The 25,183-nt window shown below is 44.1% G+C and carries 29 protein-coding genes; 28 read left to right on the top strand and 1 reads right to left on the bottom strand.

Features of this window, described 5'->3' with window-relative positions; translation table 11 throughout:
- The first annotated feature begins 2 nt into the window (after positions 1-2).
- The 15 genes from WKT01_RS07355 (at position 3) to WKT01_RS07285 (ending at position 13,850) form a co-directional block, all read left to right on the top strand.
- A complete protein-coding gene (locus tag WKT01_RS07355) occupies positions 3-1,673 on the top strand; it encodes a phage minor capsid protein (RefSeq protein ID WP_340311843.1) in 1,671 nt (556 codons plus the stop codon).
- Positions 1,666-1,932 carry a hypothetical protein gene (locus tag WKT01_RS07350; RefSeq protein ID WP_340311842.1) on the top strand — a complete coding sequence of 89 codons (267 nt, stop codon included), beginning with the start codon at positions 1,666-1,668 and terminating at the stop codon, positions 1,930-1,932. Before WKT01_RS07355 ends, WKT01_RS07350 begins: the two co-directional genes overlap by 8 nt.
- A 245-nt stretch (positions 1,933-2,177) precedes the next feature.
- Positions 2,178-2,732, top strand: a complete 555-nt coding sequence (locus WKT01_RS07345; protein WP_117975373.1) for a phage scaffolding protein — start codon at positions 2,178-2,180, stop codon at positions 2,730-2,732.
- A 27-nt stretch (positions 2,733-2,759) separates the two neighbouring features.
- Positions 2,760-3,617: a hypothetical protein gene (locus WKT01_RS07340; protein WP_117975372.1), complete on the top strand. Its 858-nt coding sequence runs from the start codon at positions 2,760-2,762 to the stop codon at positions 3,615-3,617.
- Between the two features lie 12 nt (positions 3,618-3,629).
- Positions 3,630-4,013 (top strand): hypothetical protein, encoded by a 384-nt coding sequence (locus WKT01_RS07335; protein WP_117975371.1) that lies wholly within the window; start codon positions 3,630-3,632, stop codon positions 4,011-4,013.
- On the top strand, positions 4,010-4,420 hold the full coding sequence (locus WKT01_RS07330) for a DUF6751 family protein (protein ID WP_117975370.1): 411 nt from the start codon (positions 4,010-4,012) through the stop codon (positions 4,418-4,420). The genes WKT01_RS07335 and WKT01_RS07330 overlap by 4 nt, the downstream gene beginning before the upstream one ends.
- Positions 4,420-4,752 (top strand): minor capsid protein, encoded by a 333-nt coding sequence (locus WKT01_RS07325; RefSeq protein ID WP_117975369.1) that lies wholly within the window; start codon positions 4,420-4,422, stop codon positions 4,750-4,752. The genes WKT01_RS07330 and WKT01_RS07325 overlap by 1 nt, the downstream gene beginning before the upstream one ends.
- On the top strand, positions 4,749-5,180 hold the full coding sequence (locus WKT01_RS07320; protein ID WP_289070424.1) for a hypothetical protein: 432 nt from the start codon (positions 4,749-4,751) through the stop codon (positions 5,178-5,180). Before WKT01_RS07325 ends, WKT01_RS07320 begins: the two co-directional genes overlap by 4 nt.
- A 7-nt stretch (positions 5,181-5,187) precedes the next feature.
- A complete protein-coding gene (locus WKT01_RS07315; RefSeq protein ID WP_340311839.1) occupies positions 5,188-5,718 on the top strand; it encodes a hypothetical protein in 531 nt (176 codons plus the stop codon).
- A 93-nt stretch (positions 5,719-5,811) separates the two neighbouring features.
- The gene (locus tag WKT01_RS07310) at positions 5,812-6,150 is read left to right on the top strand and encodes a DUF6673 family protein (RefSeq protein ID WP_340311838.1); all 339 of its coding nucleotides are present in this window, start codon (positions 5,812-5,814) and stop codon (positions 6,148-6,150) included.
- Complete coding sequence (locus tag WKT01_RS07305) at positions 6,147-6,767, top strand: Gp15 family bacteriophage protein (protein ID WP_340311837.1); 621 nt, start codon at positions 6,147-6,149, stop codon at positions 6,765-6,767. Before WKT01_RS07310 ends, WKT01_RS07305 begins: the two co-directional genes overlap by 4 nt.
- A gap of 187 nt (positions 6,768-6,954) precedes the next feature.
- The gene (locus WKT01_RS07300) at positions 6,955-11,157 is read left to right on the top strand and encodes a phage tail tape measure protein (RefSeq protein ID WP_340311836.1); all 4,203 of its coding nucleotides are present in this window, start codon (positions 6,955-6,957) and stop codon (positions 11,155-11,157) included.
- A complete protein-coding gene (locus WKT01_RS07295; protein ID WP_340311835.1) occupies positions 11,157-12,002 on the top strand; it encodes a hypothetical protein in 846 nt (281 codons plus the stop codon). The genes WKT01_RS07300 and WKT01_RS07295 overlap by 1 nt, the downstream gene beginning before the upstream one ends.
- Positions 11,990-12,976: a hypothetical protein gene (locus WKT01_RS07290; protein ID WP_340311834.1), complete on the top strand. Its 987-nt coding sequence runs from the start codon at positions 11,990-11,992 to the stop codon at positions 12,974-12,976. The genes WKT01_RS07295 and WKT01_RS07290 overlap by 13 nt, the downstream gene beginning before the upstream one ends.
- 16 nt (positions 12,977-12,992) lie before the next feature.
- Positions 12,993-13,850 carry a hypothetical protein gene (locus tag WKT01_RS07285; RefSeq protein WP_340311832.1) on the top strand — a complete coding sequence of 286 codons (858 nt, stop codon included), beginning with the start codon at positions 12,993-12,995 and terminating at the stop codon, positions 13,848-13,850.
- Here WKT01_RS07285 and WKT01_RS07280 read toward each other — a convergent pair whose 3' ends face one another.
- On the bottom strand, positions 13,851-14,183 hold the full coding sequence (locus WKT01_RS07280) for a hypothetical protein (protein WP_340311831.1): 333 nt from the start codon (positions 14,181-14,183) through the stop codon (positions 13,851-13,853).
- Positions 14,184-14,226: 43 nt separating this feature from the next.
- Here WKT01_RS07280 and WKT01_RS07275 point away from each other — a divergent pair, with 43 nt between their 5' ends.
- The 13 genes from WKT01_RS07275 (at position 14,227) to WKT01_RS07215 (ending at position 25,177) form a co-directional block, all read left to right on the top strand.
- Positions 14,227-14,907 (top strand): carbohydrate-binding protein, encoded by a 681-nt coding sequence (locus WKT01_RS07275; RefSeq protein WP_340311830.1) that lies wholly within the window; start codon positions 14,227-14,229, stop codon positions 14,905-14,907.
- Between the two features lie 7 nt (positions 14,908-14,914).
- Positions 14,915-15,205 carry a CTP synthase gene (locus tag WKT01_RS07270; RefSeq protein WP_117975354.1) on the top strand — a complete coding sequence of 97 codons (291 nt, stop codon included), beginning with the start codon at positions 14,915-14,917 and terminating at the stop codon, positions 15,203-15,205.
- A 13-nt stretch (positions 15,206-15,218) separates the two neighbouring features.
- Positions 15,219-15,551, top strand: coding sequence for a ribonuclease (locus WKT01_RS07265; RefSeq protein ID WP_117975353.1), 333 nt, complete (start codon positions 15,219-15,221; stop codon positions 15,549-15,551).
- A gap of 84 nt (positions 15,552-15,635) precedes the next feature.
- A complete protein-coding gene (locus tag WKT01_RS07260) occupies positions 15,636-15,824 on the top strand; it encodes a type II toxin-antitoxin system HicA family toxin (RefSeq protein ID WP_117975352.1) in 189 nt (62 codons plus the stop codon).
- 36 nt (positions 15,825-15,860) lie between these two features.
- Complete coding sequence (locus tag WKT01_RS07255; RefSeq protein WP_117975351.1) at positions 15,861-16,259, top strand: type II toxin-antitoxin system HicB family antitoxin; 399 nt, start codon at positions 15,861-15,863, stop codon at positions 16,257-16,259.
- 75 nt (positions 16,260-16,334) lie between these two features.
- Complete coding sequence (locus WKT01_RS07250; protein WP_270396056.1) at positions 16,335-17,000, top strand: LysM peptidoglycan-binding domain-containing protein; 666 nt, start codon at positions 16,335-16,337, stop codon at positions 16,998-17,000.
- Positions 17,001-17,417: 417 nt separating this feature from the next.
- On the top strand, positions 17,418-18,407 hold the full coding sequence (locus WKT01_RS07245; protein ID WP_059068970.1) for a rod shape-determining protein: 990 nt from the start codon (positions 17,418-17,420) through the stop codon (positions 18,405-18,407).
- A gap of 150 nt (positions 18,408-18,557) precedes the next feature.
- Positions 18,558-20,768, top strand: coding sequence for an SF1B family DNA helicase RecD2 (gene recD2, locus WKT01_RS07240; RefSeq protein ID WP_117975253.1), 2,211 nt, complete (start codon positions 18,558-18,560; stop codon positions 20,766-20,768).
- The gene (locus tag WKT01_RS07235; protein WP_445299686.1) at positions 20,693-21,448 is read left to right on the top strand and encodes a ComF family protein; all 756 of its coding nucleotides are present in this window, start codon (positions 20,693-20,695) and stop codon (positions 21,446-21,448) included. Before recD2 ends, WKT01_RS07235 begins: the two co-directional genes overlap by 76 nt.
- 52 nt (positions 21,449-21,500) lie before the next feature.
- Entirely contained in the window at positions 21,501-21,926 is a 426-nt protein-coding gene (locus WKT01_RS07230; protein ID WP_330671077.1) for a hypothetical protein, read from the top strand.
- A gap of 3 nt (positions 21,927-21,929) precedes the next feature.
- Positions 21,930-23,051 (top strand): hypothetical protein, encoded by a 1,122-nt coding sequence (locus WKT01_RS07225; RefSeq protein ID WP_340311825.1) that lies wholly within the window; start codon positions 21,930-21,932, stop codon positions 23,049-23,051.
- 13 nt (positions 23,052-23,064) lie between these two features.
- Complete coding sequence (gene cdaA, locus WKT01_RS07220; RefSeq protein ID WP_340311824.1) at positions 23,065-23,940, top strand: diadenylate cyclase CdaA; 876 nt, start codon at positions 23,065-23,067, stop codon at positions 23,938-23,940.
- Positions 23,927-25,177, top strand: coding sequence for a CdaR family protein (locus WKT01_RS07215; RefSeq protein WP_117975248.1), 1,251 nt, complete (start codon positions 23,927-23,929; stop codon positions 25,175-25,177). The genes cdaA and WKT01_RS07215 overlap by 14 nt, the downstream gene beginning before the upstream one ends.
- The last annotated feature ends 6 nt before the right edge of the window (positions 25,178-25,183 follow it).

Genomic DNA, 25,183 nt, shown 5'->3' with positions numbered 1-25,183 from the left:
GATTGCGGGAAGATTACAAAAAGCAGTTATCCGGCCAGATTGAGAAACACTTTTCTGATCTGGAAATTCGGATCATGGAAGATATTGTTCGGCGGATCCGGCAGACAGGGGAAATAACCAGTACTGCAGACTGGCAGATCAACAGGCTGCAGATTCTGGGGTACTCTTCCGAGGATATCGAACAGATGTTAAAAGAAGCATTGGATAAGTCTTATCCGGAGATGTTCGAACTGTACGACAAGGTGATTGATTGGGAATATGTTCGAAATAAGGACATATATGAACAGATCAATGCGGAGTTTATCCCTTACGAGGATAACGAGGAGCTACAGCAGATCACAGAAGCGCTTATTCAGCAGAGCGGGGATGAATTGAAAAATATAACAAATTCCCTTGGCTTTTATCTGGACTACGGAACAGGGAAACCGGTATTGACTCCATTGGCGGAAGTGTATCAAAAGTATTTGGATGCTGCCTGCATGGATATTGTATCCGGGGCGTTTGATTACAATACAGTCATAAGAAGGGTAGTAACGCAGCTGACAAACAGCGGATTGCGGCAGATTGATTATGCATCTGGCAGGGCAAACCGGATTGATGTGGCAGCAAGAAGAGCGGTTATGACAGGAGTATCACAGCTGTCCGGGAAAATATCAGAAATGAACGCACAGAAGCTCAGAACAGAGCATTTTGAAGTGGATTGGCATGCCGGAGCCCGACCTACTCATGCGGTGTGGCAAGGTAGGGTGTACAGTAAAGAAGAGCTTACAACGGTGTGTGGACTTGGATCCGTAACCGGGCTTCTCGGCGCCAACTGCTATCACATGTATTATCCTTTCGTTCCGGGCATTTCTGTCCGGAACTGGACAGATGAATGGCTGGAAGAGCAGAATCGCAAAGAGAATGTTCCAAAGGAGTTTCAGGGGAAGGAATATACTCTTTACGAAGCAAAACAACGTCAGAGACAGATGGAAACTTGTATGCGGGCGCAACGTGAAAAGGTTGACCTTTTGAAGAAAGGCGGAGCTGATCCGGATGATATCATGATCGCAAGAGCGAAATATCAGGGGCAGTTGAATGAATATAGTCGGTTCTGTAAGAAGATGGGTCTGACAGAAGAAAGAGAGCGTATTTATTATGATATGCGCGGAAGGATAGCAACAAATACGAAAAAGCAGAATCGTAAATATACGACAGATATGATTCGAAATGCGGATAGAGATTCAAAACAGTATTACCGGTACAGAAATATACTTGGAGATGATGTTGGCAGCCTTGCTGATTTCCGGCAGATGAAGTATAATGAACCTAATAAATTTAGTGCATTGAAAAAGAAAGTCGATACATACTCTGATATCGATAAAAAGGAATGGTCTCCTGAATTTAAACAGAAGTCAAAAGATGCGTATGTAAGATTTGAAAAAGAGGGTATATATTTGTCAGTTCACGCATTGAGTCGACTGCCAAGATTAAATAAGCCAGGTTATCCGAGCATTGAAGAAAGCGATGTTCTTACAATAGTGAAAGGGAATCCGAATTATTCAGAGGGAGAAAGCAAGTTGATTTTCTTTGACTTGGGCAAACAACTTGTTGTGGTGAAAAATAAAGAAACAGATGATATAGTTTCTATTGTAAGGCGAAAAATGCCAAAGGAGGTGTGGGAACGTGTTTGAAAAGATAATGAATTATATTAAAGAATTTTTGGAAGATACACCAAAGGATATTTATGAGTTCTCAATTATTTTGGAAGATGCTTTGGTAGATGATTATGATGAAATGCACAACGAACAGCCAAGGGCAACGGAAATTCTTGCAGATGAAACTCCAGATATTTGTGCTTCCGCAGAACCCGGTATGAAGCCGGATGAAATTGAGGCTTTCAAACGAAAATTAAAGATTGAATATGACAAGGCTATGAAAGCAGTCGTATAGATACCATTCATTCTTCGGAGTGAGTGGTATTTTTGTACCCAATTTTAGGAAAGGAGGATTGTCATGAAACTTTTTGAACAGGATGTAGGAAAGGAATGGTGATCCAATTATCTCCCGTTGAGACGCAGGGTGACGCGTCTTATTTTTATGCAAAAGTTTTGGTCAGTTGATGAGACCTTAAACAGTCGATTCGTGGCGGATGGTTACACGCCTAAAATAACCTAATACGAAAGGAGAGCAGGAACATGAAAACAGATTTTTTAAAAGGACTTGGACTGGAACAGGAAGTTATTGATAAGATTATGGCTGAAAACGGAAAGGATATTGCTGCAGAGAAGGCAAAGACCGCAAAAATCGAGGGAGAACGTGACAACTACAAAGATCAGCTTGCGACTGCAACGGAATCTTTGGAAAAGTTTAAGGATGTAGATCCAACAGCCATGCAGAGCGAGATTGATAAGCTCAATCAACAGTTAAAGGATAAGGATGCGGAATACGCTGCTAAAGAGGCAGATCGTATCTTTTCTGATACCATCAAAGAAGCCATTAAAACGGCCGGAGGACGTAACGAAAAAGCTGTCATGGCCATGCTTGATATGGACACATTGAAAGCATCGAAAAACCAGTCTGAGGACATTAAGAAAGCATTGGAAACCGTAAAGGAGTCTGATGCTTATTTATTTGGTTCTGACGAACCATTTAAGAACGCAGTGGGAGCAACAGGAGGAAGTGTTGATATTGGCGGAGATAATCTTTCAGCCATCAGAGCAGCTATGGGGCTTCCGGCAGAAAAGAAATAATTTTTAGAAAGAAAGAGGTAAAAAGATATGGCAAATACAATTGCATTAAGAAAAGCATATTCTACTATGCTCGATGAAGTATACAAACTGGCGTCTCTTACGGCGGTTTTGGACGGACCGAATGAGCTAGTGAAAGAGGGCGCTAACGCAAATGAGATTTTAATTCCAAAGATGTCCATGCAGGGGCTTGCAAACTACAACAAGCAGACAGGCTACGTTGCAGGTGACGTAACGCTGGAATATGAAACAAAGAAGTGCAGCTATGATCGTGGCCGTATGTTTACGATCGACGCTGTAGATAACATTGAGACTGCAGGTGTAGCATTTGGAAGATTGTCCGGCGAGTTCCTTCGTACAAAGGTAGTTCCAGAATTGGATGCTTATCGTCTTGCGGGGTATGCGTCTATTACTGGAGTGACAACAGTGGCAGCAGCTCTCGGAGATGGCAAAGCGGCTCTTGCGGCGCTTAGAGCTGCACGCGGAAAAATCGAGAATGCAGAAGCAAATCTTGCCACTTGCTATCTGTTTATTAATCCTACGATTTATGGAATGATTGAAGATTTGGATACCACAGCTTCTAAAAAGGCCATTGAAGGGTTCGCTGGAATTGTAAAGGTGCCAGAAGGCAGATTTTATTCTAAGATTGATCTTAATGCGAACGGAGAAGGCGGCTTTAAGAAAAATACAGCCGGGAAAGCAATTAATTTCCTGATCGTGGACAAGCAAACAGCTATCCAGTACCAGAAACACACGGTATCTAAAATCATTACTCCTGACCAGAACCAGGATGCGGACGCTTGGAAATTCGGGTACAGAACGGTTGGTATCGTGGAAGCTTACGATAACAAAAAAGATGGTATTTATGTGCACACAGTAGCGGAGTAGGAGTTGATTTGAATGAATCTGTATGCGGATTATAACTTCTATGTATCAGAATACAAAGGACAAGCCACAGAAGAAGAATTTCAAAGGCAGATTGTGAAAGCCAGTGCCCACGTTCGGAGGATAACCTTCGGGCGTGCGGATAACTGTATGGAAATGGAGGAAGTAAAACTTGCAGCATGCGCAGTTTGTGACATGTTAAATTCCGAATACGGTAATCAAAAAGAGTATAACGGCAGGCAGATCATATCAGAGAATACAGACGGATATTCTGTAAGTTATATGCAGGAGAGCGTATCTGGTGAGACGTTAGAAGAATTGGTTAACAGGAAAGTCTATGAGACAGCAAAGTTATATCTTGAACCAACGGGGCTCCTGTCCTGGGAGGTGTACGGATGATTACAAATGCTGCCATTACAATCTTTAATCAATTTCCGGATATGGAAACTAAAAAAATGGTATATATCCCACATTATATTGAGGCTGTCTGGCTTCATACGGACCAGGAAACAGCCATTGTTGATGGCGGTCTGGTAAGTGCGGATAAATACCGGATAAGAATACCCTATGAATATTGCAAGGCGTGGCTTCCTCCGTCTGACTTTATGGATCTGGCGGAGCCGGGAGAAAAGTGGACTGTACAAAACGATGATTTTTTCACTGTAGGGAAATGGTCTGGTGCGGAGAAAGTAAGGGGGATAACGGAAATAAAGAAAGGTTTTTCCGGTGAAGTTGGGAAGGTGTTGAGCCATTCTGAAAACTTTTTCGGGACATCCAAACACATCCGGATAGGAGGCGGTACCTGATGGGGACAAAAATAAGGCTGGATATAGATCCAGCGGATAAGATTCTGCTGAAAAGAAGCCTGAATAAGAATGGGAACGGACAGCGGTTTTTTACCCATGAAGTGCGTAGATTGTCTGATCCGTATGTGCCGTTTTTAACAGGCGTGCTAAAAAATACAGCCAGGGAAGAAATAAGCCGTATCGTCTATAACACTCCGTATGCCCGCAGACAGTATTACGAAAACAAAGGAAACGGACTGCGGGGAGCACACTGGACAGAGCGCATGTGGGCAGACCGGGGAAAAGAGATCATAAAAGCAACAGCGGCGTATTGCGGAGGTAAGGCAAAATGAGCGTAGCAAGTAAAGTAAAAGAGTTTATAGAAACCTGCCCGTTTCTGGAAGAATTTGGACAGGTTACATATCCGGTAGTGAACCTTAATGTGTTAGAGGAAGACCCGACTATGTACAGCATTGAGGAGACGCCGGCGGAACCGGTCATAAAGCGGTTTGCGAACGGGGATACGGTAAGGCAGTATGTATTCTCTTTGTGTTCCAGGGAACTGTACGGACCGGCGGAAAATGAAAAAACAGCAGAGTTTTATGAGAAGTTTTCTGACTGGCTGGAGGAACGCACGAGAGAAGGAATTCTTCCGGCATTATCCGGCCAGCTGCAGAGCAAATCGGTCAGAGCGACTACGAATGGATATCTGTATGATAACCAGGGAACCAGTTGCCAATATAGGATACAATGTCAATTTATTTATTATAAACGGAGGTAGTAAGAGTATGAAAATGGATATTCAGTTTTTTGCAGAAGAAACAAGTACAGGAGTGGAACAGAGATTTCAGCAGCCGGATTATCTGGATGTGTCTGGGGGAAGCAGTTCCCCGCAATTTGAGTTGTTAGGTTTTGGGGTGACGCAGTTAGATAACTCTCCATCCGCACAGACTACATCGAAACGGTATGTGAATCAGAAGTCCGCGACACAGCGGATCGGTTCCTATAAGTGGTCTGCGTCATTAGAATTTGACCTGATCCGTTCAGAAAAAGCGCTTGCATTTATTACGGACATCGGAGAGAACGAAAAAACAGGGGTGGATGCAGAGACGCTATATGTAAAGGTGTATATGAATAAGCCAGTACCGGAACAGACTACACAATATGAAGCAAAGCAGAGAAGAGTGGCTGTAGAATTAGCTGATTTTTCGGACAATGATGGTGAGATCCAGGGCAGTGGCAATCTGATCGCAGTTTCTGACTGGGTGAACGGAACATTTGATACGTCTACGAAAAAATTTACACCGGCGGGGGAATAATAGCCCCCGCAAATAATGCCTTGGTTGGCGAGGGCGCAGCAAATGAGGCAGAAAATATGACAGAAGCTGATGTGATAGGAGAGGAGTAGCGGTATGGAGATATATGGCGTTGCATTAGATTTTTCGTTGTACAACGAGGATAAAAAAGAAGTAAAAGAAAAGTATTTTGCAGAATTGGAGAAAATGTCCCACATAAAAGAGAATATGCCGGATGGAACAGAACAGGAGAAAAATAAATATCTGTGCGATTCTATTAAAAGTATGTTTGACAGTATATTTGGCGAGGGGACAGGCGTTAAGGTATGCGGAGAAGATAACGACCTTCTGCGGCACCTAGACGCATATGATCAGCTTGTAAGCGAACAGATACGGCAGCAGAATAAGTATGCCGGGATTATGAAACGTATAAGGAACATGAAGGTGAAAAAATGAGCGTCTTAACTTCTCCTTTTCCAATATCTCTCATGATAGGCGGTGTGGAGTGTCCGATCAACTCGGACTTCCGCATTGTTTTACGTTGTTATGAAATACAGGGGGGTAAAGCAGAGCTGTCCAAAGAGGAATTGCTCAAGATCCTGCTATTGTTTTATAAAAAGCAGAAGATGTTTACGGAGGAACATGTAAATAAGATGTACTGGTTCTTTTCCTGCGGCAGAGAGAAAGAAAAGAAGCGGTTTCCTAGGAAGGTCGCCGGGATAAACGATAAGCAGCCATTCGATTTTGAAAAAGACGCTGATTTGATTTATGCCGGCTTTATGCAGCAGTATGGGATTGACCTGCAAACGGAAGATATGCACTGGTGGAAGTTTATGATCTTGTTGGAGAATCTGGGAAGCGATACCCGACTGAATAAGGTAATGGAATACCGGACGATCGACACGAATAATAAGAACCTGTCGAAAAGAGAACGGGAATTCTACAAGGCTATGCAGAGATACTATGGCATTGATATAAAAATTCCGGAAATGAGCGAACGGGTGAAGCGGATAGAGGAAGCTCTGCTAAAGGGCGAGGATGTAAGTGCATTGTTAAGAGGTGATACAGATTGAAAAGATAAAATGTGAGAAATGCGGACATACCCTTCTTTTTGCGGAAATAGTAAAAGGAGAAATAAAGTGTCCACGCTGTAAAAAGATAAATAAGATTGAATATTCAGCAAAGGCGAGAGCCAATAGTCCTCACCATTGAGTAGGGGAGCGTGCCTACTTTGCATAACAACAAGGTAGGTGAAGTAAATTGGCAGACGGGAAAGTCGTAATTGAGACTGATCTGGACTCTTCCGGGATAGAAAAAGGATTATCCAGGCTGGGAAGCATAACTGCAAAAGGTCTGAAAGTGGCAACAGCCACGATCGCAGGGACAAGTACTGCGATGGCGGGAATGGCTGCTGCGGCAATCAAAGTCGGTTCTGATTTTGAAGCCGGCATGTCACGCGTGAAGGCAATATCCGGGGCGACAGGGGATGAATTTGAACAACTCCGGGAGCAGGCGATCCAGCTTGGAGCGGATACAGCATTTTCGTCCAGTGAAGCTGCGCAGGGTATGGAGAATCTTGCGGCGGCAGGTTTTGAAACGAAGGAGATCATGGACGCCATGCCGGGACTTCTGGATCTGGCTGCGGCATCTGGGGAAGATCTGGCAAGCAGTTCAGACATTGCAGCAGCAACACTTAGAGGCTTTGGGCTTGCCGCTTCAGAAGCGGGGCATGTGGCTGATGTCTTGGCAGAAAATGCAAACCGGACAAACTCTTCCGTAGCGGAAACCGGAGAGGCAATGAAGTATATTGCCCCATTGGCTAGGGCGGCGGGAATCAGAATGGAGGAAACAGCGGCGGCGATCGGTATCATGGCAAATGCCGGGATCCAGGGATCGCAGGCTGGTACGACACTGCGAGGCGCATTATCCAGGCTGTCCAAACCGACAGATGATATGCAGCAGGCAATGGATGAACTGGGTGTAGCGTTTTATGATTCCGAAGGGAAAATGTTGTCTCTGGCTGAACAAGTTGGTATGTTACAATCCGCAATGGAAGGCATGACCGATGAGCAGAAGAACAATTATCTGGTAACTTTATATGGACAAGAAGCGCTGTCCGGTATGCTGGCACTGATAAATGAGGGACCGGAAAGCCTATCTGATTTGACGGCGGCATACGAGGCGTGTGACGGTTCGGCAAAGACAGCGGCTGCAACTATGCAGGATAACCTTAAAGGAGCTGTAGAGCAGTTAAAAGGTTCTGCAGAATCGTTGGGGATCGTTTTTTATGACAGTGTCGCAGACAACATGAAAAATGCCGCTATTGCAGCGACTGACAGTGTGAACAATATCACAGACGCATTTAACAATGGCGGCCTGGATACTGCGATCGAAGCGGCGGGAAATGAGTTCGCAAATCTGGCAACGAAAGCGGCGGAGCATGCGCCGGACATGGTGGACGCTGCCGTTAGCTTTATTCAGTCTTTTGCGGAGGGAGTTATAAGTAATCGTGGGCAGATCATAAGTGCCGCAGGGGAAGTGGCACAGTCGTTCGCAGGGGGACTGGCAGAGCTGCTTCCATCCGAAATACAAGAACCGGTTGAAGAAGCGATAAGCGCTATATCAGAATCGCTATCCTCTGGGGGCTTGGCAAGCGCAGGAAAAACGGCAGTAAATACCCTAGACAATGTAATTAAGGTTGTTGGAAAACTGGCAGACGTGGCACTTCCCCCATTGACAAAAGCATTAGATTTTGCAGGGGAGAACCTAGAATTGGTTGCCTCTTCTGCGGCTGCTGCATTTGCGGCATTTAAGGGATATAAGGCGGTTACAAATACAACTTCTGCGCTAAGCAAAGGCATAAAAGCCTGGAAAAAAGCAGAGGCTGCCGTAGATGCTTATAATGTTATACAGATTGCGTGTACAGCAAAAGGTGTAGTATCCAATGCCACGCTTACAGTGGGGCAAGCAGTAGTAGGGTTATTTACAGGAAAAGTCACCCTTGCCACTGCCGCACAGACTGCGTGGAATGCAGTTATGTCTGCAAACCCGATCGGATTATTGCTGACGGCTGTAGGTGCTGTCACGGCGGGAATTGCGGCGTATGCTCTGACGACGGATGATGCGGCTAAGTCTACGGGAACATTAACAGATAAGCAAAAAGAGAATATTGAAGCGTCTAAACAAGCTATACAAAATATTGAAGACGAGGAAGCCGCACGCAGAAGAAACATCGTAACGTCTATGGCAGAAGTGGATAGTGCTGCGCTGCTATGGGGAGAACTGCAAAAGTGTGTTGACGCAAATGGACAAGTAAAGGCGGGATATGAAGATAGAGCGAGTTATATCACAGGTGAGCTGGCAAGCGCCCTGGGGATAGAAATTGAACTGATAGATGGACAGATCACGAACTACCAGGAACTGAATACGTCCATATATGATGTTATAGCAGCAAAACAGGCGGAAGTCGCATTGAGTGCTATGGAATCCGATTGGAGTGCCGCTAAAGATCAAGAATTGCAACTGACGGAAGATTTAGCTACAGCATACGACAATCTTAAAACAGCAAAAACGAATGTGAAAGACCTGACTACCCAGCTTGCAGAAGAGGAAGGAAAGGCGACCGAGGTAACAGATCAGGTAGGGAACACAGTAAAAATACAGACGGATAAGTATTATGACCTGCAAAAGCAATTGGAGGAAGCGAATGGAGAACTGCAGGTACAGCAAACTGCATTTGATGAGGCATCTGCTGCGGTAGATGCGAATGAGAAAAAGATTACAGACTACGAAAAAGTATTGGCGGCATCTATGGATAACGATACCCAGGCTATTAATGACGCCTTAGCAGAGATCCGTAGTGGGGTGGATACAACTCTTGAGGCTGGATCAGAAGCAGCTCTTTCGCAAGCACAGAATACCGGAAACACTCTGCTCTCTATTCTTGAAGCACAAGAAACTGGAATGAGCAATTTACAGCAATCTACCATCGACAATACCACAGAAAGCATGGGGCTTGCAATTAACACAATAAGCACATCTTCCGAACAAATGAAGTCTCTTCTCGAAAGTGTTGGAACGGATGGCGCTGTAAAAATGCTGATGGGTTTTCAGAACGCAGATCTTGCTGGAAATTTAAGTACAGAAGCACAAAGTGGTATGCAGGCATTGATTTCAGCGATGGCAGGCATGGAAGGGGAATTAAGCCAAGAATCTAAAGATGCCTTAAATAGTTTTATTTCTGGTTTTGATGGACTGAGTGAAGAAGCGCAAGCAGTCTGGTCGCAGGCCTGGTATGGTGCGCTAAAAGGTCTGGAAGGTTTTGAAGATTTAGCAGATCCAGCCGTGGAAGGCGCAGACGCATTTCTGGAAAGCCTACAAGAGGCGTTGAAAGTACAGAGCCCGTCGAAAGCGGTTAAAGAGATATTTTCCTATGTCTGGCCGGGGGCTGTAGAAGGGCTGTCTGAAGGGCAGGAAGAGTTAAATACAACAGGCGGCAATGTCATACAGCAGTTTTTAAGTTCCCTGGCAAACGGTGGACTGTTAGACGGGGCAAAACAGATCGGCTCAAATCTGATGTCGTTTTTCGGCGTAGGCGTTGGTTCCCAGACGGCAAACTCGCAAGCGCAAGGAAAGGCGAATGTAGAGGCGGCCAATAAGGGGGCGGGGTCGCTTAATCCGACTTCTACGGGCTCCAGGTTTTCCAGTCTTCTTGGCAAAGGAATCGGCAGCTTGGTCGGTTTTTTGTTTGGACAAGGAAAGGGATTAACGGACAGCGCAAATAGCGGCGCCGGAACTACGAACCCAACACCTACAGGAAGCACATTCGGAAGTAAATTAGGACAGGGGATCGGCAGTATGCTTTCCTTTGTTATCGAAAAAGCGAAAGAGCTGGCAGGAGGCGCAGAATCAGGTGCAAATACGGCAGACGGAGAAGGGATAGGTTCTAACTTTGGATCCGGTTTCGTAAATGGAATCGGTTCGTGGATCAGCAGCGCTGCGTCAAAAGCGGCAGAACTGGCGTCGAGTGCATATAATGCGGCGAAAAGCTGGTTGGATGAACATTCTCCTTCCAGAAAAACCAGAGAGATTGGTAAGTATTTTAGCCAGGGACTTGCTCTTGGAATTGAAGATGAGGAAAAAGCCGTTAAGAAGTCGTCCCAAAGCCTTGCAAAATCAGCTCTTGATTCCTTGGATATGACGGCTATATCGAACCGTATGCGAGAAACGATGGCGATAAATACCGGCAGGATCGCAAAGTCATTCGCTATGGAAACAAGCGCAACAGTTATGAATAATGCTGAGACAAATACAGTGTTCCATTTGGCAGATGAGGATATAGAGCGACTGGCGAAAAAGTTTGGCGCTACAGCGGCGGATATGCTGGCAGAGAATGTAGACGGCATGACAATGGAAGTATATGGCAGGGAATTTGCCCGTGTCGTAAAGGAGGCAGAAAAGTAATGATGGACATATACTACGTGAACAGCAAGGGGGTAAGGCTTGATCTGTTAAAGCCTCCTTACTGCTTACAGACCGGCGATATATTTGATTATGAATGGGGATATGAGAGTGTAGATACATCTGCTCTTGCCGGGAGAATAACAGATTTTACAAAAGGAATCGCAAAGAAGTCCTTGACGTTGAGTATCCTGAACTATTCGAAGGAAGCATATTATAACGCAATCGACAAGTTCCATGAAGCGGTGGAATATGATGTGCTGAACAAGACTCCTGGCAGGCTATTTGTTGGAAAACAGTATCTGCAATGTTACATAATATCGTCCCAAAAGACAGAATGGGAAAATGATATAGAGCTGTTGGATAACAACATTGAGATCGTGATAGAATATCCGTTTTGGATTACTGAGCAAAAGTTTGAATTTAAGCCCAGTACAGGGGAACAGACGGGGGAATATCTTGACTTTGATTTTGATGTGCCGTTTGATCTGCTCGGCGATCAGAAGGGTGTTGGAAATATAAACTATGAGCACTATTCTTCCTGTAATTTTCTAATGACAATATATGGCCCGTGTACAACTCCACGGATAACAATAGGAAGCAATGTATATGAAGTTAAGACGAAACTGGATACCGGAGAATATCTGCAGATCGATTCCCGTGCCGGTACGGTTTATCGTACACGGACAAATGGATTAAAGGTGAATGAATTTGATAACCGCAGTACAGAATCTGGCTCCATATTTGAAAAGATCCAGCCAGGCTATAATCTTGTGTCATGGGACGGTAGCTTTGGGATTGACATTTTGATCTACAAAGAGAGGAGTGAGCCGGAATGGACAGGATGATCGTAATTAATTCTACAGGACGGGAAATAGGGTACCTGGATTACAGTATAAATGTGGATATGGACTTGGGGAATAGTAATGACTTTGAATTTGAAATGAAGCTGGCGTCCTGGGATAGAGAAAAAATGGACTACGGTTTTATTATTGTTCTGCCTGACACAGAATATGGCGGGATGGTCGGGGATATACAGACAGTTACTAAAAATGCAAAAGCAGTAATGACAGGAGACACATGGCGGGGAATGTTGGCGAAAAAGATTATTGAGCCGCCGTCTGGGCAGGACTACAAAACCGTATCCGGCGAATTAAATAGCGTAATAAACAGCTTGATAGGCAGCCAGTTCGGCAGCCTGTTTTTTGTTTCGTCGAAAAATACAGGTATTTCCGTACAGAATTATAAATTTGATAGGTATTGTACATTACTGGCCGGAATAGAAACTATGCTGGCAAGCGTAGGGTACCGGTTAGATATACGTTATCGGAGGGGCGGAGCCGGTATCCCTGGATGGGTAGAATTGCAGGCAGTGTTAGTAGAAGATTTTTCTGGAAGTAAAGAATACAACCAGGATAACCGTATTAATTTTACAGCAAGAGATTACCGGCGTGGTATAAACCATTTGATCTGCGCCGGTACAGGGGAAGGCGCCGATCGGACTGTGATACATCTGTATGTCCAGAAAGATGGGACGATCGGCAGCAAAAAATATTATGCCGGGCTGGATGAGCAGGTGGCGTTATATTCCTACACATCGCAGTCTGACGTAGAAAAGCTGAAAGAAGACGGAACAAAGAGGCTGAAAGAGTTAATGAACTATAAGCAGTTCGATATGACCGTTGAAGATGTGGATCTGAATATAGGAGATATAGTATCCGGGCGTGATTACGTGACAGGTATTCTAGTGCAAAAGCCAGTTGTACGAAAGATATTAAAGCTAAAGAAAGGGAAGATTTCCATAGAATATAAATTAAGTTGAAAGGAGAGGATGAAAGATGGAGATCGTAACAGGATACGCAGGTAAGGCGCATATTACTGCGGAAGATTGGGCTGAACTGAACAGGGGGATCATGGGCGCAGATTCCGTTGTGCTGCAAACAGGGAGAGCATTTGAATCAGAACTGGTGTCCAACAATCTGCTAAAGATTTATGACGGATGTGGGCTGATGCAAGGACGGCAGTTTGTAATACCTGCCGGGAAAAGTGATGAGATCACGATTGATAACGGCACACAAGGGGAAAAACGGATTGATCTAGTGGTTGCACGGTATTCGAAAAATGAGGATACGAAGATAGAAGCCATAGACATCGTACTAATAAAAGGCACCCCTGCGGCGACGGCTCCGGCTGTCCCTGCGTACACAAACGGGGACATCCGGGCGGGAGATCTAACGGCGGATATGCCGCTGTACGAAATCGAATTGGACGGGATCAACGTCACAGAGGTGCGAAAGGTCTTTAAGATGTGCATGACAAATGCAGATTTGTCCGATTCAATCGGGCAATTGAGTGCGAACGCGATCGTAGAGGAAGGTAAAAATAGTAATGGGTACTATCGCAAATGGAACAACGGCACACTCGAAATGTGGGGCTCGCAATCGATTACACGTGCCACAGTAAACCAGAGCGCAGGCGGTGTATATCACAGCGATAATTATACTTTCTCGCTACCATACACATCCTTAACAAATGTAAGTGGTGTGTCATTGAATTTTAGATCAAACGCTGGCGTGTGGGCTGCGCAAAGCACTGGTGGAGATTTGAAAAAAACATTAGGTTATTGGGTTTTTGGCGGAACTAATACAACTGTATCCGGTTCTCTTAATTTTCGCTGTACTGGAACATGGAAATAATTATTTTGTAAAATAAAATTCGTGGATTCGGATTGTTGTACTAACAGGAATTGCTGCTAATGCTGTAACCGACCCATTTGAATTAACAGTGACTGGATAGTCTTTTGTACCGGTGGGCACGAATATGTTAAACGTAGTCCCCGGCCAATATCCTTTTGGGATATCAGCTATTTTATGTCCATTTTCGATTTGTTTTGTGACACCCGCATTAATCCAGATTTCTACTAGTTTCCCACTTTTTTTAATGAATTTCCCAAATGTTTGCTCACGATCTGGATACATTGTTAATTCGCCACCAGAAATAATGTCAAATTGTTCTATTTTATCTGACAAATCTGCATTTTTTAAATAAATTTAACGAAAGGATGATGAAATTATGAAAATTATATTTAATGATGCCACTGAACTACAGGTTCAGCAGGCCGTTTTACACGGAGATTATTTATTGTTCAAGACCGTCTCCGCCATGCCGGAAGAACTGCGGAAGCTGTTTGAAGATCCGGTAAAGACCAAGAAAATGACCGTAGAGGAAAGAGGACAGACGGTAGCAGTGTACGAAGGATACACGACATTTTACAGTACCACGGAGTACATCGGCCAGATCTACGGGGTTACGATGTACAAGCCGGGCGAAACGCCGGAAGCCCAGGAAGAAAAACAGGAAGCGGCGATCATCGTTGCAAAAATACAGGCGGAATCTTTTCCGGAGGAACAGGCCCTGCAAGTAAAAGCCCTATACGATATATGGAATGGGGACGGAGTAGAATACAAAACCGGAAAGTATATTACATATGAAGATGTTTTATACAAAGTAATCCAAAACCATACATCCCAAGCAGACTGGACACCAGACACAGCAGCCAGCCTATATGCCAAGGTGCTTACGGATCCATCCGGGGAAGTATTGCCGTGGGAGCAGCCACAGAGTACAAACCCGTATAAAAAAGGCGATAGAGTAACCCACAAAGGCAAAACATGGGAATCTCTTGTGGATGGCAATGTTTGGGAACCGGGAGAAGTTGGAACAGAAAGCTTGTGGAAAGAAGTAAAGGAGTAGACTACACATGGAGTTATTACAGCAAATTTTGAGCATTTGCGGTGCAGTAAGCATTGTAGGAGGGGCTGGGGCTGTAATCGTTAAAATTATTAAACCAGCATTTCAATTAACGAAGAGAGTTAATCAGTTGGAGATTTACAATGAAAAAGATTATAAAAGACTACAGTCGTTAGAAGAGATGCAAAAACAACAGTCTAAATGTCTTGCCGCCATGCTAAATCACCAGATTACTGGAAATGGGATTGAACACATGAAAGCGATAAGAGACGAACTTTTAGAAAGCATTATTGACAAGTAAAGGAGAATAAAATATGAGTATAGAAATTTTAATGCAATATGCAACTATGGTACTTGTTGCGATCGGCGTGCTGGCGTTTCTAACCAGCATAATTACACAGGTGATTAAGGAGATGCCGGGACTGGCCAACATACAGACCAATGCAGTGGCACTGGTCATATCCGTGATGATGACGGTTTTAGCGGTAGTTATTCTATGTATAGTATTTAAAATACAGTTATTGTGGTACTACATTGTAGGGGCGGTGATTGCGTCGTTTATAGTATATATGGTGGCTACGTCTGGCTGGGAAAAGGTCGCAGAGATGTGGCGGCGGACGAAATGGGAAGAAGTGGAGAAAAAATAAATACGTAATAATACATAAAATGTATTGACATACGTAATAATACGTGATAAAATATAAACATGATAAGGAAAGGAGATACAAGAGATGCCAATGACACCGAAAGAGATGATAAAACATCTCAAGAAAAACGGGTTTGAGGAAATCAGACAAAATGGTTCTCATATCACTATGAGGAATCATAAGACCGGAAAAACGGTAGTTGTTCCTTATCACTCCAAAGCCATGAAGAAAGGATTGGAGCAGGCTATACTTAAACAGGCGGGGCTTAAATAGTCCCGTGCCTGAAAAAAATAAATGGAGGTATTACGTATGGACAGATTATTTTATCCCGCAATTTTCCATACTGCAAAGGAAGGCGGTTTTTGGGTATCTTTTCCAGATTTGCCGGAATGTCTGACAGAAGGTGATGACCTGCAACAGGCTTATGAAATGGCAGTTGAGGCATTAGGGCTTGCGTTAGTAGGCAGAAAAGAAGAGAAAGAGTCAATTCCAGAACCGACGGAAATTAATAAAATTGATACAGAGGATGGGACGTTAGTAATTGTAGAATTTAATATGCTAGAGTACCAAAAGAAACATAATTCGAGGGCTGTGAAGAAGACGCTAAGTATTCCAGAGTGGCTAAATGAAGAAGCAACTGCAATGGGAGTAAATTTTTCACAGGTACTTCAAGAAGCATTAATGAGTAAACTAAATATTGGAAGGTAAGATATATTAATCAGAGGGCGAGTAATCGTCCTCTATATTTTTGCGCCGGCGCAAATGTCGGAGAAAGGAGAAACCATGTTATTAAAAGAGATAGCAGTACAGTTAATGGATCATTTATGCAGCCACAACTGGCATGGATATAGCCAGTATAGCCGATGGGGCGATGGAGAAGGAACATGCGATATTACCATAAACGGAAAAGTTTATAAATTGGAACAGGGCGACCGGGATTGCAGCTCTGCGATCATTTCCGCATTTGAAGCCGCCGGGATCAGCTGCGGAGGTGCTACATACACCGGGAACATGCGCTCCTGTATGACAGGGACAGGCAATTTTAAATGGCATCCCATGTCTGACGGATATATAGCGCAGCGTGGGGATGTCTATCTGAATGAAGCAAACCACACAGCTATGTGCACGTCTGCTGTGCCGGACATGCTGGCGGAATTTAGCATATCGGAGACGGGCGGAATTGACGGCGCTGAAGGCGATCAGACCGGATACGAGTCTTACATCCATTCCTACTACGATTATCCCTGGGACGGCATTTTAGAGTGTATCTGCCCGGACACAGACGGAGAAAGCGCCGGAAGCGATACAGGAACAACCTACACAGTACAGGCAGGAGATACGCTGTCAGGAATTGCGCAGAAATTCGGAACGACTTACCAAAAGATATCGAAAGAAAATGGAATAAGCAATCCAAACTTGATTTATCCGGGGCAGGTGCTCAAAGTATAAAAATTACCCCTGGTGTGATCCCAGGGGAAAGAATATTGTATCGTCTTTACCTTATAATAAAGAAATAAAATTGTTTAAAAATTATTTACTAGTATCATACTAGTATCAAATATGGAAAAAATATAGAAACTGCGCGGCGTATCGCATACGCAATCCTTAAGAAAAACTAAAAATATGAAAAAGGGGTTTCCATTTCAGAAAAAGTTTATTATACTAATTGGTGCAGATACCCTCAGTGTGTGGATAGACAAAATTGTGAGACGGTTTTGTCTGTTTCTCGTACACTAAGGGTAAAGGAGCATATGGGGATGGATGCTTTATCTGCAACAGTGATTGGATAAAATCTTGTCTTATGAGACAGAAAGATACAGGGGATAAGAGTGGAAGAGTATAGAGAAATTAGAAGGGAGAGTCGATATGTCAGTGGATATCGGGATAGATTTAGGTACGGCAAGTGTACTGGTATACGTAAAGGGAAAAGGCGTAGTATTAAAGGAGCCGTCGGTAGTGGCTTTTGACAGAGATACAAATGTGATCAAGGCGATCGGGGAGGAAGCGCGTCTGATGCTCGGGCGGACACCGGGGAATATTATAGCAGTCCGGCCTCTGCGTCAGGGAGTAATCTCAGATTACACAGTGACGGAGAAAATGATCAAGTATTTTGTACAGAAGTCTTTAGGAAAGCGTACGTTCAAGAAACCACGTATCAGCATCTGTGTGCCGAGCGGTGTTACGGAAGTAGAGAAGAAAGCAGTAGAAGAGGCTACTTTTGCGGCCGGCGCAAGAGAAGTACATTTGATCGAGGAACCGGTAGCAGCGGCTATCGGAGCCGGGATAGATATTGCAAAACCATGTGGAAATATGATCGTAGATATAGGCGGCGGAACAGCGGATATTGCTGTGATCTCACTGGGCGGTACAGTCGTCAATACGTCCATAAAAGTTGCAGGCGATGATTTTGACGAGGCGATCGTCAGATATATGCGGAAGAAGCATAATCTTCTGATTGGCGAGCGTACGGCTGAAGATATAAAGATCAAAATCGGAACAACGTATCCTCTGGTGGAGGAAGAGACACTGGAAGTCAGAGGAAGGAACCTGGTGACAGGTCTGCCCAAGACCGTGACGGTGACGTCCTCCGAGACAGAGGAAGCGCTCAGAGAAGCAACCGGGCAGATCGTAGAAGCGGTTATTTCTGTACTGGAACAGACACCGCCGGAGCTGTCTGCTGATATTTTGGACAGAGGTATCGTCTTGACAGGAGGCGGCGCTATGCTGCGTGGCTTAGAAGAATTGATAGAAGAAAAGACAGGAATTAATACGATGACGGCAGAAGATCCGATGAAGGTAGTTGCAATAGGAACAGGGCAGTTTGTCGAATTTATGAGCGGCAGAAAAGATTTTTAGATTGTAGGATAAAATCAACAAAGAACAGGGAACGGGGGTGTGGTCTTTGAGAGGGCATATCTCCGTTTCTATATGTTGTCTTTATATAGTTGTTTCTATAAATAATTATAGGAAAAATCGAGCTGTATACGGGGAGAGAAGGAGAAAAGCGTGGAAGTAGTTACTGGGTATGTGGAACATATTGTATTTCGGAATGAAGAGAATGGATATACAGTGCTGAATCTGGAAAATGAAGATGGAGAGATCACTTGCGTTGGAGAGTTTAATTTTATCAGTGAAGGAGAACTGTTGGAACTGCATGGAGAATATGTAAATCATAATGTATATGGAAGCCAGTTTAAGGTAGTTTTACATAAGGTAAAAGAGCCGGAAGACAAAGTATCTATCGAAAGATACTTGGGCTCTGGGGCTGTGAAAGGGGTAGGAGCAGCGCTGGCGGGGCGGATTGTGGCAAAGTTTCGGGAAGATACCTTCCGGATCATTGAGCAGGAACCGGAAAGGCTGGCAGAAGTAAAAGGGATCAGTGAGAGAAAAGCGCAGGAGATTGCTGAGCAGATAGCGGCAAAGAAGGATATGCGCCAGGCCATGATCTATCTTCAGAAATACGGGATCTCCATTACTCTGGCGGCAAAGATTTATAAGCATTATGGAGAAAAAGTATATCGTGTGTTGGAAGAAAATCCTTACCAGCTTGCAGACAATATAGAGGGAATCGGCTTTAAAACGGCAGATGAGATCGCTTCCCGGATCGGGATACACACAGATTCAGATTATCGGATCCGCAGCGGATTGTTTTACACATTACAGCAGGCAGTTGGGGAAGGGCATATTTATCTTCCGCAGGATATCCTGCTGAGAAGGGCAGGAGAACTTTTGGAGATAGAGATCCAAGATATTGAAAAATATGTGATGGATCTATGTGTGGAGCGCAAGACAGTAATGAAAGAGACGGAAGGAGAAATCCGTGTGTACCCCGCCCATTATTATTATATGGAACTCAATACAGCAAAAATGCTTCATGATTTAGATATAGACTGTAAAATGCCAGAAGATATGATGGAAAAGCGCTTGAAAAAAGTGGAGGAACAGGAAAATATTTCTCTGGACATATTACAGCACAAGGCAGTGATCGAAGCGATCAAGCATGGGCTTTTGATATTGACGGGAGGACCGGGTACCGGGAAGACGACGACCATTAATACGATGATACAATTTTTTGAAAAGGAAGGGATGAGTATTTTACTGGCAGCGCCTACCGGGAGGGCGGCAAAACGAATGACGGAGGCGACGGGCTATGAGGCGCAGACAATACATCGTCTGCTGGAGGTAAACGGCAACCCGGAGGAGGAAGGAAATGTAGGCGGTTTTATGAAGAACCGCGACAATCCTCTGGAGGCAGATGTGCTCATCATCGATGAAATGTCCATGGTGGATCTGCCGCTTATGCATGCGCTTTTATCCGCAGTGATTCCGGGCACGCGTCTCGTACTGGTAGGCGATGTGGATCAGCTTCCGTCCGTAGGTCCGGGAAGCGTCCTGAAAGATATCATTTCTTCAAACCGGTTTCCGGTCGTGACATTGACAAAAATATTCCGGCAGGCAGGACAGAGCGATATTGTGGTAAACGCACATAAGATCAATGCCGGTGAACCGGTGGTCTTGGATAATAAAAGCAGAGACTTTTTCTTTTTGAAACGGCAGGAAGCAGATGTTATCATCAGTGTAGTTATTACACTGATCCAAAAGAAGCTGCCGAAATATGTAGATGCACTTCCTACAGAGATACAAGTGATGACGCCTACCAGAAAGGGACTTCTTGGGGTAGAAAGATTAAACACGATCCTACAGAAATATTTGAACCCTGCGGAACCGCAGAAACAAGAAAAGGAAATAAACGGCAGGATATTCCGGGTGGGAGATAAAGTGATGCAGATAAAAAACAATTATCAGCTGGAATGGGAAGTCAGTACGAAGTTCGGGCTCGTGGTAGACAAGGGGCTGGGTGTGTTCAATGGAGATATGGGGATCATCCGAGATATTTATTTTTATGATGAGACGGTAGAAGTAGAGTATGATGAAGGACGCAAAGTAAAATATTCGTTTGACATGCTGGATGAGTTAGAACTTGCCTATGCGATCACGGTACATAAATCCCAGGGAAGCGAGTACCCGGCAGTGATCATTCCGCTTCTTCCGGGTCCTAGACTTTTGTATAACCGCAATCTGTTGTACACAGCTGTGACAAGGGCAAAAAAATGTCTAACAATTGTAGGGAGTGATGCGACATTTCAGGAAATGATACAAAACAAAAACGAACAGAACAGATACACAAGCCTGGCAGAACGCATAGCCGAATTTTAGATCTGTTATATCCACCGGTATGTCCGTTTTGTGGACGGATAGAAAGGAAAGGCATCTGTGCTGTATGCAGAAAAAAGATCGTCTATATAGATGAGCCGCGCTGCATGAAGTGTGGAAAACCATTGGAGACAGAAGAGGAAGAATATTGCAGTGACTGTCTGCGGCATACACTGTCCTATGCTCAGGGAAGGAGTCTTTGGGTACATAAAGAGCCGGTAAGTACGGCTATCTATCAGTTTAAATATCATAATAAAAGAGTGTATGCAGACGTTTTTGGAGAAGAACTTGCGAAACGGTATGGCAGACAGATAGAAAATTGGAAGATTGAAGAAATTCTCCCAATCCCTCTTCATTCGTCAAGACAAAGGAGGAGAGGTTTCAATCAGGCAGAGCTGGTGGCAAGAAAGCTTGGAGAATATACGGAGATCCCGGTAAACGCAGGCGCACTGCAAAGAGTTAGAAAAACGATGCCGCAGAAACTGCTCAGCGACAGTGAGAGAAGGAAAAACATACAAAGGGCATTTGGGGTGGTAAAAACGTGGAAGCCAAAGAGAAATGTATTGCTGATCGATGATATCTATACGACCGGAAATACGATACATGCGGCAGCAAAAATATTAAAAAAAGCAGGCGCTCAAAATGTATATTTTTTGACTATAAGCATTGGACAAGGGCTCTGAGTGTATGCTATACTAAAAATGATGTGTTAGCATAAGTGCGAGAAAAAATAACGTGAAGAATAGAAAGGTGTGCAGAGTATATATGTTGGATAAAGGCAGGATACGGCTGATGACAAAAACAGCAATTTACGAGAAACATCAGGCTGAAGAAGATTTGAAAATCAGCAGTTATTATAAAAAGGATTATGCAAGTCTCCATACATGGCTGACACTTGTGTGGATTACGATCGGATACGCCTGTCTGGCAGGCGGAATTGTGTTCTGCTATTCAGACAGTCTGCTGCAAAATCTAGATTTTACAAAATTATTTGTCCTAGCGGCTGTGGCGATCGGTGCTTACCTTGTTCTGATCGTTATATACGGGATCTGTGCGAGCAGTTTTTATAAGAAAAAACACAATAAAGCAAAGCAAAGAGTAAAGAAATATTACAGGGATCTATCCCGTATCGGAAAGTTGTATATGAAGGAGAAAAGGTAGATTATGAGTACATTACTTGTTTTAAAAGAACAGATCCAACAGATATATGCGAAATATTCTATGTATATTACAAAAGCGCTGCAGTTTTTATTTGGGCTCCTTTTATTTGGAACGATCAATGCAAATATCGGCTTTATGAAAGGCGCTTCTTCTATAATATGTACGGTGGGTCTGGCAGCTGTCTGTGCGTTTCTGCCGCTTCTGATCATGACGCTTGCGGCAACGGCTCTGGTACTGGTTCATCTGTATGCTCTGTCTATGCCGATCGCAGCGTTTGCGGCGGGGGTTTTTCTGTTGATGTATATTTTTTATTTCCGTTTTACTCCAAAAAGAGCGTGGGTGGTCCTTATAGCGGTGCTTGCCTGTGCATATAAAATGCCTGTAGTGCTGTCGGTGGCGTTTGGCCTTATGGGAGCTCCGGTTTTAGCTGTGCCGGCAGCGTGCGGTGTGATGGCATATTATCTGGTACATTTGGTGAAGGTTTCTTCCACTGCACTGCAGGGCGCAGATGCAGGAGGGATGATAAGTACCCTTATGACTTTCGCGAAGCAGGCGGTCGGAAATAAAGAAATGTGGACGATAGCATTAGCTGTTGTCCTTGGATTATTGGTTGTAAATGCGATACGCACTCGTGCTGTAGATCATGCGTGGAAGATTGCTTCCGCAGCAGGAGCGGTTGCTGCGGTCATTGTCGGGATGGCAGGGAATCTTGCCCTGGGACTGCATATTTCTTATGCTGTTCTGATCGGCAGCGGCATTATGGCAATGCTTGTGGGATTAGTACTGGAATTTTTATTCTTTTCTGTCGATTACAGCGGAACAGAGCATATACAGTTTGAAGATGATGAATACTATTATTATGTAAAGGCAGTTCCTAAAGTGGGCGTGGCAGTGCCTGAAAAAAGTGTAAAGCGTATTACCAAGCATCAGGGACAGGAGACAGTTGCGATCGATTCATCCGAACTGCAGCACATGTCCGATGGAGCGATGGAACTGAAAAGAAGAACAGCGAATAGAAAAGCAGTGGAAAACAGCAGAGAGGAAAGAGCAAAGTCCACGGATGAGATTCTCCTTACGAGGAGTCTGAGCAAGGAACTTGGGCTGGATGAAGAAAAACAGAAATAAGGCGGTGGCTTAGGTGAGATTATGGCTTAGTGGATTTTTTAAAAACTTCATAGACGGCTGGTATTTTCCAGATATACAAGTGACAGATATTATTGAAATTTTTATTGTTGCTGTCATTGTATATGAGATTATGTTGTGGATCAAAAATACGAAAGCCTGGATGTTGCTGCGAGGGATCATCATACTTTCTTTGTTTATTTTGGCTGCGGCGATCTTTCAGATGCATACGATCCTTTTTCTTGCAAAAGAATCGATCAATGTATTGGCAATAGCGGCGGTAGTTGTATTTCAGCCGGAATTACGCCGCGCATTGGAAAAATTAGGTGAAAAGAATCTTTTGAGTACCATCAACCCCTTTGACAAAAATAAGGAAAATCAGAGATTTTCAGATGAAACGATAGAAGGGATTGTTTCTGCATGTTTTGACATGGGGAGAGTATGTACCGGAGCTCTGATCGTTGTAGAGCAGGCAATCCGTCTTACAGAATATGAGATGACAGGTATTGAACTTGATTGTAAAGTATCTTCCCAGGTTCTTCTAAATATTTTTGAGCACAATACGCCGCTTCATGACGGAGCAGTGATCGTACGCGGAGACAGGATCACCTCGGCTACCTGCTATCTCCCTCTTTCTGACAATATGCAGATCAGCAAAGATTTGGGAACCAGACACAGAGCGGCTCTTGGAATGAGCGAAGTGTGCGACGCGCTGGTGATCGTCGTTTCTGAGGAGACAGGAAAAGTATCCATTGCGATGGCGGGATATTTGACCAGAGGAGTGACAAGAGAATATCTGTCTGCAAGACTGCATCAGATCCAATATAGGAGTCCTGAATCTAAGAAATTTACTTTGAGGAAGAAAGGACGGCGGAAAAATGAAGAAAGATAGATGGAAGCAAAATTTTGGCCTGAAGATCATGGCGTTTGTTTTCGCTGCCCTGCTCTGGTTGATCGTAGTAAATATAGATGATCCGGTGTCAAAGGCAACATTTTCAGATGTGGATGTCATGATCGTCAATCCGGAGATCGTAACGAATCAAGGAAAGGTGTATCAGGTTCTGGAGGAACAGAAAACTTCTGTAACTGTGTATGCGAAAAGGTCTGTGCTGTCCGATATTTCGAAAGAAGATATCGTCGCTACGGCGGACTTGAGCGAGATGGATACAAATACCTATCTTGTGCCTATTTCCGCAAGCGTAAAAGGATATTCGGACAAATATGAACTGGCAGAGGCTAATCCGCGGAATCTCAAGATCAAAGTAGAAGGAAAGACGAAAAATACATTCCCGCTGACAGTCAGTGCGACAGGAACTCCTAGGGACGGTTATGTAGTTGGAGAGATGACTGTCAATCCGGAGAAAGTTTCTATCGGCGGCTCGGAGTCCTTGGTACAGCAGATCAGCAAAGCTGCAGCAAAGATAGATGTATCTGGACTTTCGCGAGATACAGAACTAGAAGCTGAATTGATCTTATATGATGTCAATGGAAATGTGATAGATCAGACACAGCTGACAAATAACCTTGGAGAACAGGGAATCAGTGTATATATAGAAATGTTGGAAACAAAGACAGTGCCGTTGAATCTGTCTGTATCCGGCATCCCTGCTGAAGGCTTTGTCTACACAGGTTTGACGGTAGAGCCGTCAAGCATACAGATATGCGGTGACAAAGAAGATTTAGATCAAATCGAAGAGATCGTAATCCCGAACTCTGTGATAGATATCACAGGTCTCCAGGGCAAGGAAGAAAGAGCGGTCGATGTTCTTCCTTATCTTCCGGAAGGGGTCACATTGGCAGAGGAGACGGCAAATACGGTTGTGGTTACGGTCATGGCAGAGCAGGAGGGTGTCAAGACAGTAGAAATACAGGCAGAGTCTATAAAAGTGACAAATCTGTCAGAAAAACTGAAGGTCAGTTATGAGCCTGGAGCAGAAATCTCCCTGCAGTTTACGGGGAAAGAAGAATTGTTGGAAACACTGGATATTACAGAGGCTGTCTCCGTAGATCTGAAGAAATATACGGAGCCGGGCGTCTACAAAGTACCTGTGACTGTAGATGTGCCGGATGGCATTAGTTTAAAAGAGATTCCTTCCATCAAGGTTACACTGGAGGAAAAAGAAAGTTAGGAAAGG

Source organism: Mediterraneibacter sp. ICN-202921, from assembly GCF_037890075.1.
GTDB lineage: Bacteria > Bacillota > Clostridia > Lachnospirales > Lachnospiraceae > Mediterraneibacter > Mediterraneibacter massiliensis.
This window is presented reverse-complemented; position numbering and strand designations above follow the sequence as displayed.